The organism is Niveispirillum sp. CC-CTL257 (assembly GCF_059489915.1).
Genome location: NZ_JCAJXE010000004.1, coordinates 676,799 through 690,710, shown reverse-complemented (window position 1 = coordinate 690,710; position 13,912 = coordinate 676,799). Strand labels below are relative to the sequence as shown.

12 protein-coding genes and 1 pseudogene are annotated in these 13,912 nt (G+C 64.6%); 3 read left to right on the top strand and 10 right to left on the bottom strand.

The annotated features are described in order from the left end of the window. Positions 1-50 precede the first annotated feature (50 nt). Positions 51-1,672: pseudogene (locus ABC729_RS23475) on the bottom strand (diguanylate cyclase). 106 nt (positions 1,673-1,778) lie between these two features. Here ABC729_RS23475 and ABC729_RS23470 point away from each other — a divergent pair. Continuing rightward, positions 1,779-2,156: a response regulator gene (locus tag ABC729_RS23470; protein ID WP_495610036.1), complete on the top strand. Its 378-nt coding sequence runs from the start codon at positions 1,779-1,781 to the stop codon at positions 2,154-2,156. A 43-nt stretch (positions 2,157-2,199) separates the two neighbouring features. On the opposite strand, the gene ABC729_RS23465 is transcribed toward ABC729_RS23470, so the two are convergent. The 5 genes from ABC729_RS23465 to ABC729_RS23445 form a co-directional block, all read right to left on the bottom strand. Next, complete coding sequence (locus tag ABC729_RS23465) at positions 2,200-3,807, bottom strand: carboxylesterase/lipase family protein (RefSeq protein WP_495610035.1); 1,608 nt, start codon at positions 3,805-3,807, stop codon at positions 2,200-2,202. An 80-nt stretch (positions 3,808-3,887) separates the two neighbouring features. Then, positions 3,888-4,205 carry a helix-turn-helix domain-containing protein gene (locus ABC729_RS23460; RefSeq protein WP_495610034.1) on the bottom strand — a complete coding sequence of 106 codons (318 nt, stop codon included), beginning with the start codon at positions 4,203-4,205 and terminating at the stop codon, positions 3,888-3,890. Further along, on the bottom strand, positions 4,202-4,552 hold the full coding sequence (locus ABC729_RS23455) for a type II toxin-antitoxin system RelE/ParE family toxin (protein WP_495610033.1): 351 nt from the start codon (positions 4,550-4,552) through the stop codon (positions 4,202-4,204). Before ABC729_RS23455 ends, ABC729_RS23460 begins: the two co-directional genes overlap by 4 nt. A 32-nt stretch (positions 4,553-4,584) precedes the next feature. After that, positions 4,585-5,115, bottom strand: a complete 531-nt coding sequence (locus tag ABC729_RS23450; protein ID WP_495610032.1) for a DUF6702 family protein — start codon at positions 5,113-5,115, stop codon at positions 4,585-4,587. Next, on the bottom strand, positions 5,112-7,598 hold the full coding sequence (locus ABC729_RS23445; protein ID WP_495610031.1) for a M1 family metallopeptidase: 2,487 nt from the start codon (positions 7,596-7,598) through the stop codon (positions 5,112-5,114). Before ABC729_RS23445 ends, ABC729_RS23450 begins: the two co-directional genes overlap by 4 nt. A gap of 293 nt (positions 7,599-7,891) precedes the next feature. Between ABC729_RS23445 and ABC729_RS23440 the strand changes: the two genes are divergently transcribed. After that, complete coding sequence (locus tag ABC729_RS23440) at positions 7,892-8,659, top strand: 4'-phosphopantetheinyl transferase family protein (protein WP_495610030.1); 768 nt, start codon at positions 7,892-7,894, stop codon at positions 8,657-8,659. Here ABC729_RS23440 and ABC729_RS23435 read toward each other — a convergent pair whose 3' ends face one another. Then, positions 8,660-9,517: an alpha/beta hydrolase family protein gene (locus ABC729_RS23435; protein WP_495610029.1), complete on the bottom strand. Its 858-nt coding sequence runs from the start codon at positions 9,515-9,517 to the stop codon at positions 8,660-8,662. It lies immediately after the preceding gene. Positions 9,518-9,737: 220 nt separating this feature from the next. Here ABC729_RS23435 and ABC729_RS23430 point away from each other — a divergent pair, with 220 nt between their 5' ends. Further along, entirely contained in the window at positions 9,738-10,769 is a 1,032-nt protein-coding gene (locus ABC729_RS23430) for a LacI family DNA-binding transcriptional regulator (RefSeq protein ID WP_495610028.1), read from the top strand. Positions 10,770-10,772: 3 nt separating this feature from the next. Here the strand turns inward: ABC729_RS23430 and ABC729_RS23425 are convergent, their stop codons facing one another. The 3 genes from ABC729_RS23425 to ABC729_RS23415 form a co-directional block, all read right to left on the bottom strand. Next, positions 10,773-11,219: a Crp/Fnr family transcriptional regulator gene (locus tag ABC729_RS23425; protein ID WP_495610027.1), complete on the bottom strand. Its 447-nt coding sequence runs from the start codon at positions 11,217-11,219 to the stop codon at positions 10,773-10,775. A gap of 62 nt (positions 11,220-11,281) precedes the next feature. Continuing rightward, on the bottom strand, positions 11,282-13,225 hold the full coding sequence (locus ABC729_RS23420; protein ID WP_495610026.1) for a CHASE2 domain-containing protein: 1,944 nt from the start codon (positions 13,223-13,225) through the stop codon (positions 11,282-11,284). A gap of 6 nt (positions 13,226-13,231) precedes the next feature. Then, positions 13,232-13,912 carry a hypothetical protein gene (locus ABC729_RS23415; protein ID WP_495610025.1) on the bottom strand — a complete coding sequence of 227 codons (681 nt, stop codon included), beginning with the start codon at positions 13,910-13,912 and terminating at the stop codon, positions 13,232-13,234.

The following is a 13,912-nucleotide window of genomic DNA, read 5'->3' as shown; positions in this document are numbered from 1 at the left end:
CCTTTTAAGCACTTCCATCGGCGGTTGCCACCCCGAATGCCGGGGAAGGCTCATGCCGACGCGGAGAGCGAGCCCGCCACATGCACGCGGTCGCGCCCGGCCCGCTTGGCGAAATACAGGGCTGCATCGGCGGCAAGGTTCAGGGATGCCACATCCCCAGTGTCTGTCAGACCGGCCACACCCGCGCTGTAGGTCACATGAAACAGCTGGTCCTCGGCCCCACGGAAGCCCACGGCATGAAAGGCCGCGCGCAGATTGTCCAGGATGCCGGCGGCCTCATGCGGGCTGGTGCGGGGCATGATGACGGCGAATTCTTCCCCCCATAGCGGCCCACAATATCACTGCGGCGCAACCTCTGGCGCAGCAGGCGGGACAGCGAGCGCAGCACACGGTCGCCTGCCGCATGCCCATGCTCATCATTGACGCGCTTGAACCGGTCGACATCGATCATGGCGAAGGACAGGGGAACCCCTTCCCGCCGCGCGCGCGCCACCTCGGTCGCCAGATGCTCCTGCACCATGGCATGGTTCAGGGCGCCGGTCAGGCTGTCGCGCGCCATCATGGCCTGCAACTGCCGGGCACGGCGCACGCGGGCCCGCACCTGCTGCACCAGCTTGGACGCGCTGATGGGCTTGCGCAGCAGATCCTCCGCCCCGAGGTCCAGCGCCAGACGCTTGTCGGTCAGTTCCTCATCCGCCGTCAGGAACAGGATGGGCAGCGACAGCATCCCTTCCTGCTGGCGCAGCACGGCGGCCAGTTCCAGGCCCGAACAGCCCGGCATGCGGTTATCCAGCAGCAGAAGATCGGGCAGGAAGCGGCGGATATGGTCGATGGCGCGCACCGGGTCGGCCAGCACCTCTACCTCCATCCCCGCCCCGCCCATGGCGGTAGCATATTCGGCGGCGACCAGCGGATCATCATCGACCAGCAGCACGCGGTAGGGACGGGCGCTGTCGCGACCGATGGTCTGGTCCAGCCGCTCGGCCAAGACGGCCGGGTCCACGGGTTTGGTCAGATAGCCGGCACCACCGGCCCGCACCGCCGCCAGCCGCGCCTCGAAATCATCGCGCCCCGACAGGAAGATGGCGGGCGGTACCGGGCCTTCCGCCGAAAGGGAGGCAACGATATTGCTGCCGGCATCATTATCGGTGCCGCAGATGATGTCGACCAGCAGTGCTTCTGGATTTCCGGCCCGCACGGCGGCAGCAAAACTGCCGGGATCGGCAAACGGAACCGCGTGATATCCGTAGGGGTGCAACTGCGCCACCATTTCCCCCGCCTGCACCGGATCATCTTCCAGAAGATAGATGGTGATTTCCTCGGCAGCCGCACTGGTTTCCTCTTCCGAGACTTCTGGAACCGGGCAGGTCGCCACCTGCTCCCCCAGACGCAGGGCCAAGGCCAGGGCGGTATCGATGCGGAAGGTCGCATTCTCCTCGCCCGCCACCAGGGCGCGGATCGCGTGGTCCAACTGGCGTGCGGCATCAGCCAGCTCTGTAAAGCCGAAGGTGCTGGCCGATCCGATCAGCCCATGGGCCAGACTGGACAGGCGCCGCACATCCCCCGCCGCCTGGGCCAGACTGGCCAGACGCTCGGGCAGCATCAGCACATATTGTTCACGGATTTCCCGCTGCCGGGTGGCAATGGAAACAGACGAAGACGGATCGCTCATTAACGGTCCAGCGGGTGGCGGTGGTTTACGGTTGCATTCTATGCCTGTACCGGGAACCCTGTCGAGCCGAGGAACCTGCCATAAAGGTTGGGGTAGCGAATTAATTATGGAACTGCGCCGCGTACTTTACGTTGACGATGATCCCGACCTGCGGTCCATAGCCGAGTTGGCGCTGGCCACTATCGGCGGGCTGGAGGTGACCTTGTGCGCCGATGGGGGGCAGGCACCGTTGCTGGCCCGTGTCTGTCAGGCGCAGATGGTGCTGCTCGACGTCGTCATGCCCGATATGGACGGTCCCGCGACACTGGCCGCCCTGCGCGCCGACGAATTCACCGCATCCCTGCCGGTCCTGTTCGTCACCGCGAAAGACACCGACGCCGAACGCGCGGAGCTGCTGGCGCTTGGCGCTGTTGGTGTCATCACCAAGCCCTTGGACCTGATGGGCATGGCGGCACAGGTGAAGGCGGTTTGGGCCGGACTTTAACGCCAATACCAAGCGTTGAGCGTCCGCGGGTTTGAGGGTCGCATTATGTCCCGAACTGCACAAACGGCACCGCGCTGAACAGCCGGCGCTCCGCCCCGCGCGGATCATCCACCAGCCGACATTCGCTGTTCAGCACCATGGTCTGTCGCCGTGTCAGGTCATAGGGCGCCCAGGCCGGCAGGCCCGGATGATTGGGGTCGCCCTTGCGGGCCAGCGCGATGAAGGCGTCGGCCAGCCGGCCCGCAAGCGCCTGTGCCTCCGGCCCGTCGCCCGTGGGACTGCCGGGCAGGACGGCATTGGCGAAGGACAGCGGGATATCCAGCATATGATGCGCGCCCCATTTGCCGCCATCGCGCGGGGATGGGAAATCCAACTGATAGGCCCAGGTCGGTGCCGCACCGGCACCCTGTTTCGCCCGCGCCTCCAGTTCTTCCACCGCCCCGCGCCAGGACCGGCCCGCCGTCGTCGCTGCGAAAAACACGTCTGACGGACTGTAATGCGGGTACAGCCGGCGATACTCGGCAATCACGATCTCAGGCGCGATATCCACCCGCATGGCGGGGAACAGCTTCTCCGGCAATGCCTCCCAGCTCAGCGCGAAGGTAGAGGCATCGCCCCCGCCGATCAGGTTGCGCGTCTCGTCATGGGTATTGCCGATGATCATGGGAATATCGGCAGATAAGGCGGGCGCATCGGGGAAAAACGGATGCCGCGGCAGATTACGGCCGTCAAGGACCGGACCCGCATAGACCCCGCCCGACCCTGCGATGGGATCCACAGCCTTCAACCCCGCCTTCAACTGCTCCACCGTCAGGGTCAGCAGCGCTTCCGCCCCGGCCTTGTCGACGCTTAGCCCCAGCTGTTTCAGGACCGCCACCGCACGGGCGGTGGCGTTGCGGGGACCACCCGCCGTCACCTGTTGCCCGCTCATGGTCGCGACCTTGTGGAACAGGCCGCGCGCCGCCGGCATCGCCATCAGGGTGGCGATCTTAGCCCCGCCGCCCGATTGTCCGAACAGCATGACATTGCCGGGATCACCCCCGAACGCGGCGATATTGTCCCGCACCCATTGCAACGCCAGGATCAGGTCCAGTTGGCCCACATTGCCGCTATCGGCGAAGCGCGGGTCGTCCAGCCCGCCCAGTCGGGCCAGATAGAGATAGCCGAATAGATTCAACCTATGGTTGAGGGTCACCACCACCACATCGCCGCGCCGCGCCAGCCGCGTGCCATCATACAGGGGGTCCGATCCCGACCCGTTGGCATAGGCACCGCCATGGATATAGACCATGACAGGCCGCCTTGCCCCATCGCCCAGGCCCGGTGTCCAGACGTTCAGGAACAGGCAATCCTCCGATTGCCGTTCCTCCTTCGATCCTTGCGGGCTGGCATTGCCATAATCAATGGCCTCCACCACCCCTTTCCAAGGCTGGGGCGGCAGCGGGGCCTGGAAGCGCCGGGTTGCGGTATCCGCACCATAGCGCACGCCCTTAAAGACATGGATGCCATCGGCGCTGCGTCCACGTACCTTGCCGGCAACGGTCTTCACCACCGGCCCTTTGCCCGTGGCGGCACCCGCCGACCCCGCCACCATCAACCCCGCCGCCCCCGCCAGCAGCAGAGACCGCCGCGTCACGCCCTTGCCCAGCATCCCATCCCCCTTTTTTGGTGGGGTGAGAATAATTGATACCGGTGTCAATGCGAAGTCTTTTGGTCGATAGCAGATATCGGTCAGGCCGCCGGCACCTGCACCGCCGGGCGCAGCCTGACCGATATCTCCACGCCCGCATCCAACCGGTCCAGGATCGTCAGCAACCGGTCAACGGTAAAACGCTGCAACCGCGCATTCCGTATACGGGAAAAGTCGGCCGCAGCGATACCTGTGGACGCTGCTGCCTGCCGGACAGTCAGGCCGCGACTGTCCAACGTGTCGATGATGGCGGCGGCCAGTTCGACCTTCAACTGCCACAGTCCCGCATCCGCCACGCCCAGATCGGCGAAGACGTTCCCGGAACCGGACACAAGTTCGATATCCTCTTGCCCGCTCATGCCAGCATCTCCTTCAATCGCCACAACCTTTGCCGGACAAGATCAATATCCTGTGAGGCCGTTTTTTTGCCGCTTGCCGACTTCTTCTGAAATGCGTGCAGAACCCACAGGTCGGTGCCGATCTTCACGGCATAGACGACCCGGTAAGCGTCGCCACGCCGATTGAGGGCAATTTCAAAGACGCCATCGTCAAAGCCCTTCAACGGCTTCGCAATATCGGCTTTGCCTCCCAGGGCGGCGATCCCCAGTGCTGCGGCCATATCCAGCTGGGCATATTCAGGAAAGTCCTCAAATGCCTTGAGGGCTGCCTTGATCCAGGAGATTCTTCGCGTCATCCGCATCGGCATATGTTGTCATTTCTGACAACATTACGCAACTGTTACCCCAGCATCACATCCTTCTCCCCATCCCCGCCCAGGAAGGTCAGGGTGCGGATGCGGGCCGGGTCGCCATACAGGTCGAAATTCACCTGATTGATCTGTACGGGGAAGACATCGCGCAGGATCATGTTGCGCACCGACAGCCGGGCAGGCGGGGTTGCCAGGGCCATTTCCTGATAGACCCGGACCTCTTCCCCGTCCAGCTCCGCCCCTAGCAGTTTAAGCGTCAGGGAAGGCCCGCCGGGCGGGGTCAGGGCGAACCGCGCCTCGACATACAGCGCCAGCCGCGCCCGATCTTCCAACTGCGACAGGTCCGGTGTGGGCAGCTTGGCGATCTGGTTCAGGGCCATTTCAGCATCATGGGCGTGCAGCGTGTGCTCCACCTCCAGAACGCCGCTGGTCCGGTTCAACCGGACCAGGGTCAGCGCCGCCTTGGCGCGGTGGGCGCGGGCCAGCGGCACCGCACCCATCACCAACCCTGCTGCGGTCAGCGCCAGAACCCGGCGCCGACCGATCCTGGCAACCGTCACGGCGTCCCCCCGGCGGGCGTCAGGGGCACTTCCTTGCCCGGCTCCACCTTGCCCTCCGCGTCCTTCTTGGCCTTCAGCTCGACCAGCATGTCGGCCATCAAATCCTTGTTCTCGTCCTTCATCTTGTACAGTTCCAGACGGGACGCGGCGATCTTGCGCGGATAGGCGTTATTAGAAACATTGGCGTCGGCGATTTCCTGGCGCGGGTCCAGTTCGATGCCCACCACCTGTTTCGGGCGGATCAGCATCTTGGTCACGGCCTTGGCATTGTAACGCCAGATCTCCGCCGGGATCATCAGGAACTCCGTAGTCCCATCGGCAAAGGTCAGGCGCAGCGGCAACGGCATGACCAGACCGCCCTTATTGGCAAAATCGACGAAATAGACCCAGTCACCATCCTTCTCGGCCCGGGCCAGCGCTTCCCGCTCACCGGGCTCCAGCCCTTCCAGCATGTCGGCGAACTTATTGCGGTCCTTGTTGGTGGGCGTGAACTTGTCGTTCTCGTTATAGAAATCCTTCAGGTCCGGCTCCCGCTCCAGCAGGGTCTTCAATCCCTGCTCGCGGTTATGCACCTGGGCCAGCGGTTCGGCATTATCGCGGCGATATTCGTCGCGCTGGAAAGCCTTCTCCACATCGGGATTGCCGGTGGAGATGCGGTATTCCCGCACGCTCGCCAGATCGATATCGACATGGTCGGTCGTATAGAACCAGCCGCGCCAGAACCAATCCAGGTCGATGCCCGACGCATCCTCCATGCTGCGGAAGAAATCGGACGGGGTGGGGCGCTTGAACTTCCAACGCTGCGAATACTCGCGGAACGCATGGTCGAACAGCTCCCGGCCCATCACCGTCTCACGCAGGATGGTCAGCGCCGTCGCCGGCTTGGTATAGGCGTTGGGACCGAATTGCAGCACCGAATCCGACTGGGTCATGATCGGCACCTGACCCTGGCTGGTCATGTAGCTGGTGATTTCGGCGGGCAGGTTGGGATTGCGGCGATGCTCGCCGAAATTCTCTTCCCATTCCAGATGCGCGATATTCTGGACAAAGGTGTTCAGCCCCTCATCCATCCAACTCCATTGCCGCTCATCCGAATTCACAATCATCGGGTAATAGAAATGCCCGACCTCATGGATGACGACGCCGATCAGCCCATATTTGGCATTGGCCGTATAGGTGCGTTTGCCCGTCTTCTTGTCGACATTGGGACGGTACCCGTTGAAGGTGATCATCGGATATTCCATGCCGCCACCGTCCCAGGTATTGACCGACTGGGCCGTCGGGTACGGATAGGCAAAGGAATATTTGCTGTAGGTCTTGATCGTATGCGCCACGGCCCAGGTCGAATATTTGGACCAGAGCGGTTCGGCCTCGTTCGGGTAGAAGGACATGGCCAGCACGGGGTTACCGGACGGATTGTCCTGGGTCACACCCATCGCGTCCCAGATGAACTTGTTGGAACTGGCAAAGGCGAAATCGCGGACATTCTTGGCCGCAAAGCGCCAGGTCTTGGTCGCCTTGTCGGTATCCTTCTCGTTAGCCAGGGCTTCGTCAGGCGTCACAATGAACATGGGTTTGTCGGCCTTGGCGGCCTTGGCCAGACGGTCGCGCTGTGTGGCGGTCAGGACATCGCCCGGATTCTGCAATTCGCCCGACGCGCTGACCACATGGTCGGCGGGCACGGTAATGGCGACATCATAATCGCCGAATTCCAGGGTGAATTCGCCCCGGCCCAGGAAGGCCTTGTGCTGCCAGCCGGCATAGTCGGTATAGGCGGCCATGCGCGGGAACCATTGCGCGATGAAGAACAGATCCGTGTTGTTGTCACGGAAATGCTCATACCCGCTGCGCCCGCCGACAATGTCCTGATTGATGATGTTGTAGGCCCATTCCACCTTGAACCCGAACGAGGCGCCGGGGGCCAGGGGGCGCGGCAGGTCGATGCGCATCATGGTGTCGACCACCGTGAAGGGCAGCTTGCGGCCCCCCTCATCGGTGACACTGGCGATCTCCATGCCGTACTTGGTGTCCTTCAGGGCCTGGACGCGCGCCAGGGTCCCATAGCTGATCTGGTCGCCGCCATCCTTGCCGGGACTGGCCGTGCGGGTCAGTTCGGCGATGGACTTGTCCTTGTAGATATTCTGGTCCAGCTGCAGCCACAGGTACCGCAGCGTGTCGGGCGAATTATTGTGGTACTGCACGCTCTGCTTGCCCGTCAGGCGCTTGGCGGCGGCGTCCAGCTTCGCCTCGATCCGGTAATCGGCGCGCTGCTGCCAATATTGGTGGCCCGGCGCGCCCGATGCGGTGCGATAGGTATTGGGGGTGGGAAGGTCGACCTCCAACTGGCGGAACTTGTCCTGCCAGTCACCCTTGGTCTGCACGATGGCATCGGCCACCGCCCCGTTCGTCGCGGCCATATTGGCCGACAGCACCAAAGCCATGGCCGCCGCCAGGCGTGCCACCCGTCCCCGCCAGTACCCCATTCATACCCCCCACGTCACGGCCGGGCCCCTTGTCCGGAAGGATCCGCTGCCGACAAGGCTCTGATAATGCTTGGGCGCTGAAATCCCGCAAAGCACTATCAGGGTTGAGAGGACGGGAATATTGTAACGGTTTGGTAACAGGGCGGCTGGGTGCATCGGGGTTCGTGACAAGGGCAAGTGCTGCGGCCCTTCGGGAATCGCGGGGCGGCCTTCCCGTTGCGTCGGGGCTTCTGTCCTTACCAAAGCGGCATGAACCGCCTATCATCCGCGCTTTCTGGAAACGGGGGCATCGGATGCGGGACGGGTTTGCCATGCGTGGCGACTGGCGACATGACGTGATCGTCGTGACCTTGGCCGTTGATGGCCTGGGCACGCGGGATCTGGCGCCCCTGTCGCACACGCTGGACCGGGCCGAACGCGACCGCGCGGCCCGTTTCCAGTTTGATGCCGACCGCAACGCCTATATCGCGGCCCACGGCCTGACGCGCCTGTTCCTGGGTGCCTGGACGGGCCGGGCCGCCGGCTCGCTGGCCTTCAATGCCGGCCCCTATGGCAAGCCGGTGCTGGTGCGCGGCGGGGCGTCCTTCAACCTGTCGCACACCCGCTCCATGGTGGCCGTCGCCGTGGCGGCACAGGGGGAGGTGGGCGTGGATATCGAACCGCTGGTGCCCAACCGTACCGTCGAACTGGACATTGCCGACCGCTGGTTCTCACCCCAGGAAGTGGCACAGATCGCCGCCGAGGAAGATGAGGATGCCAAACGCACGCGCTTCATGCGCATCTGGAACCTGAAGGAAGCGGTCATCAAGGCCACGGGCCGGGGCCTGTCACAGGAATTGACCGCCTTTACCGTCACCCCGGCCAAGCCGGACGCCGCCCCCGTTCTGTCGACAGAAGAGGAATGGCTGCGCGCCGGTGACTGGCGCCTGTCGCAATGGGATGTGGATGGTCATGTCCTGGCGGCGGCCAGCCTGAATGGCCCGCCCGGCACGCTGCGCCACCTGCGCGTCACCGCCGACGGTCTGGCGGCCTTGGCCGATGGCGCACCGATCCTGGTATAATCACACGCCTGCCACCAACGGCCACGCCGCCTTGCACCGTTCAGAGAACAGGCGCATATGGCCGATGGCATTGACGCCCACCTCCTGTGGCCTCACCACATGATGGCTGACAGTGGCAGCCGGGAAAAAGGCGGCATGGTCGCGCACGACCGGCGGCGGGATCATGGGGTCGTCAGCCACGGCGATCAGGCGCACCTCCCCCTTCATGCGGTTCAGATCGGGTTGCGGCAGGGCGCGGCCCCATTCCTTGCGGTAGAAGCCGCGGGTGGTACACCAGCGCCGCCATTGCCAGAAGGCGCGCGCCGGCAGGTCCGCCCCCTGCCCCAGGATACGGCCCGGCAGATAGCCCAACGCCAGGGTCGCCACCGGCCCCAGCAGGAACCAGAAGGCCGCCGCCTTGCCGATATAGTTCAAGGGATGGCGGGTCCAATGTGAGGGGCCTGTGGCGACCGTCGTCATACAACGCACCCGGTCGGCCTTCTCATGGAAGGGCAGACCCATACCGCCCAGCGAATGGCCCACTACCTCCAGCGGCAGATCGGCAAAACGGTCGGCCAGCCAATCCAGGGCCGCCGCCTGATCCTTGACGGCCCAATCGCCCATGTCCGACCGCGCCGCCCGCACCGGTCCCCGCGCCGACTGCCCGCAATCCCGGTAATCATAAATCAGCACCGCCGCCTGCCGAACGCCCGCCAGCCAGGCCGCGAACTTCGCGTAATAGTCACGCGGCACGCCTGTGGCCCCATGCAGCACGATGGCCAGAGCCGGCTCGGCGTCCGGCAGGAACAGGCGGCCCATCAGCGTCCAGCCGTCGACGGTGGCAAGGCTCACGAACTGTTCGGCGTCAGTGGCGCTCATGAGGGGCTTTCCTGCCATTTGGTTAAAGCCAGAAAACGATAACGAACGATCGTGCTTAAATCAAGCTGCCAAATGGAGAAAGCCACGAGGCGGGACAATCGGCGAAAGGGCAACACTGGTGCCGTGAAGCACCCATCCTACCCATTCGCCTGATTGCCAGACGCCCCGCCCCCTCTATATGGTGCAACCAGGGAGCAACCAGGCAGAAGCCGGGATAACGATGCGGGCGAAAAGGCCGACGTCATTTGATATCGCCGAACTGGCGGGCGTTTCGCAATCCACGGTCTCGCGCGCCCTGCGCCGGGACAGCATGGTCAGCGAGGATACGCGGCTGAAGGTCGAACAGGCCGCCCGCGCGCTGAACTACAAGGTGGATGTCAATGCCCGCAACCTGCGCTCACAGCGTACCAACACTCTGGCCCTGCTGCTCTATGAAGATCCCGGTGCCTCAGAATCGCTGATCAACCCGTTCTTCCTGTCCATCCTGGGCAGTGTGACGCGTGCCTGTGCCAAGCGCGGTTATGATCTGCTGATCTCGTTCCAGCAATCCTCCAACGACTGGCACGCCGATTACGCGGCGTCCAAGCGGGCGGACGGCATCATCTTCTTAGGCTATGGCGACTACACATCCTACCTGGACAAAATCGCCAGCCTGGACGAAGCGGGTATCCAATATATCACCTGGGGGCCTGTCCTGCCGGGACAGCCGGGCCATTTTATCGGGTCAGACAATGTGCAGGGCATGGCCGACGCGGTCAGCCACCTGATTGCAACGGGCCATCGCCGCATCGCGTTCCTGGGCGATATTTCGGAGAACTGCCCCGAATATCGCGACCGGCACCAGGGCTATCTGAAGGCTTTGGCCGCCGCCGGCCTGTCCGCGGACCCTGCCCTGCGTCTGGACAGCCTGACCTCCGAAGAAGCGGGCCACGCCGCCGCCATGCGCCTGCTGGGCAGCGGGCAGCCTTTCGACGCCGTTGTCGCCGCCTGCGATCTGGTCGCTATCGGTGCCCTGCATGCCCTGCGCGACCGGGGCCTGTCGGTGCCGGGCGATGTTTCGGTGATCGGGTTTGATGATATCCAGGCCGCCAGCTACACCAACCCGCCTTTGACGACCGTCCGACAGGATACGGTGGCGGCGGGCGAACTGCTGGTCGAAAATCTGCTGCGTCTGATGAATGACCAGATACTGGACCGCACCATCATCCCCGCAAAGCTGGTGGTACGCGGATCGACGCGGCGGCGGGGTTAAGGGTTACCCCTCACCCGCCAGCGTCTGCGTATCGCTATTGGGCGCGATTTCCCGGGCCTTGATGGCGCTGACGGCCAGGACCTGTCCCATCAGCCCTTCCAACTGATCATTGGCGGCGCGCAGGTTGCGGGCCAGGATGCGCACGATGCTGGCCACGAACGGGTCGGCCTCGGTCAGACGCTGGCGCACCTTCTCACCGGAAATCACGATCAGCGTCGTGTCCTCCACCGCATGGGCGCAGGCCGACCGCGTGCCCTCATCAATCAGGGCCATTTCCCCGAACAGACAGTTAGGCCCCACCTCGGCCAGCACGACCGGGTGCTCCGGTTCTCCGCGCCAGATGCGGATGCGGCCGGACTGTACCAGATACATATGCTCGCCGCGCTCCCCCGTCAGGAACAGCTGCTTGCCGGCCGGCACGAACTTGCGGTTAAGAATACCCTCGGCCATGACCAGCCCCTCCTGAATGCTATGGCGTGTTATCGGTCCCGCGACGCCCCCTGGCAAGGGTTTTACTTGTCGCTCATCACCACCAGATCGCTGTCGCCACCCTTGGCCAGCCGTTCCAGATGCAGCGTCACCGGCCCATCCTCAGGTCGTTCCGCCGCCAGCGCCTGGAACAGGACCGCCGCGTCGGCCTGTCCCTCGGCCATGGCGGCGTAGGCCAACTGATAGCGCTGCATGAACCCGCCTGCCGCTTCTTCCGCCGTCAAGGGCTGGAAAACCGCGATGGGTTCAGTCTTGCCTTTCAGGACGATACGCCCGATGGCCCGGCGGGGGATGTCGGGACAGCGTTCCGCCGTCGCCCCGCTCATCGCCACCCGCGTGCCAAAATATTTGTTCAGCCCTTCCAGACGTGCCGCCGTGTTCACGGCATCGCCCAGGGCCGTATATTCAAACCGCGCCTCCGACCCGAAATTGCCCACGCTGGCCGGGCCGGAATGCACGCCGATGCGCGTCACGCCGAAGGGCCGGCCCGTTGCCGTCTCTGCCGCCAGAAAACCTTGCGCGAACCGGTCCAGTTCCAGGGCGCAGGCCGCCGCACGGGTCGCATGGTCTTCCATGTCGCGCGGCGCCCCGAACAGGGCGAAAACGGCATCGCCGATGAACTTATCGACCGTACCGCCATAGGCGAACACCACCTTCACCATCCCGTCCAGATAGCGGTTCATGACATCGGCCAGCGTGGTGGCGTCCATCCCCTCCGATATGGTGGTAAAGCCCGCCACATCGGTGAAGACATAGGACATGTCGCGGCGCTTGGGATCGATGGACAGTTTCGACGGGTCTTTCAGAATATCGTCCAGCAGGGCCGGCGACAGGTACTTGGCAAAGGCCGCCTGCACAAACCGCTTCTGGTCCCGCTCCCGCCGCCCACGCCAGATATCGGTCAGCCACAGGCCCAGCATGACAGACAGGGACGGCCCGATCTGCGGCAGCAGGATATTGCCCTTGGCAAAGGCCGGTCCCGCCAGCAGCCAGATACCGGCCACCACACTGAATCCCAGCAGCGCGCGCAGCCAGAGCGAGATTTCCACCAGACCCAGCACCAGACCCAGCCCCGCCGCGATCAGGCCAACTGCAACCGCCAGCCCCACCCCCTGCGCCGGGGCCGTCCGCCCTTCCAGCAGTTGCGACAGGGCATGGGCGTGGATGGTGATCCCCGGCAGGATGCCGGCATTCCCGGCAAAGGCAGTGCGGAACGGCGTCACATGTCGGTCACGGTCCGACAGGTCCGCCCCCACCAGCACCACCTTGTCCTTGAACCAGGCGGGCGGCAGAACCGCCACCGCATGCGCCGGGAATTGCCGGAACGGGGCCGTCTGCGCATCCGGTCGCCCGCGCCAGGCAATCGGCGTCAAACCGCGCGGCGGGTTCAGGCCCAGATGTGCGGCCAGGGCCGGCACCACACCCGCCTGCCACTGCCCCTCCGCCCCGTTCTTGCCCGGAAAAATCCAGCGCACAGTCCCGTCCAGATTATCCTTCACCAGATTGGCCCAACCGCGCCGTTCCGCCGGCACGAATTCATTCAGATACGCCACCTGCCCCTCGGTCAGCCCCTCCGCCGCCCCGCCATGGCTGACCACCAGGGGGATTTTCAGCGCACGGATGGCGTCTGCCAGGGCCTGATCCTTCTCCGGCTCCGTCGGCTGATCCAGCAGCACGTCCAGCAGCACCGCCTTCGCCCCCTTGGCCTCAAGCGTGCGCAACAGACCGGCCAGGAACGCCCGATCAACGGGGGAGCGATAGGGGAACCGCGCCAGCGTATCCTCATTGATGGCGACGATAACGATGTCCGGCTGCTGCGGCTGCGGCGGCGTCATGGTTGCCACCCGGTAATCCGCCACCCAATTCTCAATCCCCTGCAGAAACGGCGCGGCCCTCACCAGCAGGACCGGTGCCAACCCCGCCAGCAGCAGGATCGCAGCAAAGATCAAAAGGCGGCGGATCGGCATGGTGGATCAGTTCCCCGCCAGCAGCGCCCGCGCCTGCCGGTCGCACTGTTTGGCCGCCATCCATCCTGCCGCCATCTTCGGCGCGCTGACCGCCGCTGGCAGCAGGTGGAACGTCACCGCCGACGCCGCGCCATCCAGTTCAAACAGCAAGGTCCCGCCATCGGTGATGGGCAGTTCCGGCAGGGCCAGCCGTCCCTCCCCCGCCGGCCACTCGGCATTGGCGGTCCAGGCGCGGTCGGCGGGCATCAGGGTCAGGCTGGCGGGCTTGGCCGCATCAGCACGCCACAGCACCACCTCCTGTCCCGGCTTCACGCAGGCTGCCCCCGATACCGCCGGGTCCACGACCCAGGCCTCGGGCAGCGGCCCCGGTGCGCCCGCGTCACGCACGGCACCCAGGCTGGTCGTATCGGCCCCACGTGCCGACAACAGGCCCGCCAACTGCTGCGTGGCCCCCTGCCCGGCACTGGCGGGCGTGCCCTTGAACGGCCCGCGCAGGGTCACCTGCGACCCATCCTCCCCGATCAGGACCAGCCGCGCCCCATCGGCCAGGGTCACGGGTGTCTTGTCATCAATCGTAGCGCCGGGCGTCAGGTCGCTGCCCTTGGCCTCCACCACCACCAGGGACGCCGCATTGGCCGGGGCAGCCAACAGCAGCACAAGCGCCAGAAGCGGGGCAGGACGGATCAT